This is a genomic window from Chloroflexaceae bacterium (genome assembly GCA_025057155.1).
In the GTDB taxonomy this organism is placed as follows: domain Bacteria; phylum Chloroflexota; class Chloroflexia; order Chloroflexales; family Chloroflexaceae; genus JACAEO01.
Window position 1 is genome coordinate 1 of sequence record JANWYD010000108.1, and the last position, 652, is coordinate 652.

General features: G+C 58.0%; 1 protein-coding gene and 1 tRNA gene. Both read left to right on the top strand.

The features are described from left to right. Nucleotides 1–98 precede the first annotated feature (98 nt). Complete coding sequence (locus NZU74_20525; protein ID MCS6883714.1) at nucleotides 99–299, top strand: hypothetical protein; 201 nt, start codon at nucleotides 99–101, stop codon at nucleotides 297–299. An 86-nt stretch (nucleotides 300–385) separates the two neighbouring features. Beyond that, nucleotides 386–461: transfer RNA gene (locus NZU74_20530), tRNA-Gly, on the top strand. Nucleotides 462–652 lie beyond the last annotated feature (191 nt).

The window sequence follows — 652 nt, forward strand, 5'->3', positions numbered from 1 at the left end:
ACAGTTTTAGCGCAGCGTATTTACGCCACTAAGCCATTCCGCTGTATCGCCCAATCGCGTGGATCTTAACCATCGGGCAGGTGATTGTGGCGATCAGTATGCTCACCGGCAAAGGGGTGCGGCCTAGCGCGGCGCTTGCACTCTTTTTGCTGATCAACATCAGCGCAGGGTCGTACTTCAACGCCAGTATGCCGCCATACCTGATTACTGCTCTCTTGCTGATGCTGGATAAGGAAGAAGGCCGGCTGGCGTGGGAGGAGGCGGCGTTTGAGGCGCTCGGCGTAGGAGAGACGTTGTAGGCGCGAACGGCGCGGCTAGGGTGAAGTTCACGAGATAGCGCGCCCTACTTGCACGCGAATGTGGAATGTGCTACAGTAAAGGGCGCGCGGGCGTAGCTCAGTAGGTAGAGCATCTGCCTTCCAAGCAGAATGTCGCCGGTTCGAGTCCGGTCGCCCGCTCCATTTCTTTGAGGGGAGGGAATGCCCCCACCCCCGCCCCTCCCCCGCTGGGGGAGGGGTTATCGTCTCCACCTTCGCGCCTTTGCGTTCATCGTCCTAGCAGCAGCGCCTCAGGCGAAATTGGTATGATTAAGCACTACAAACACCTCTTCAGGTCTGCCAATTGACTATCACTACGCCGTAAGAGAAGACAG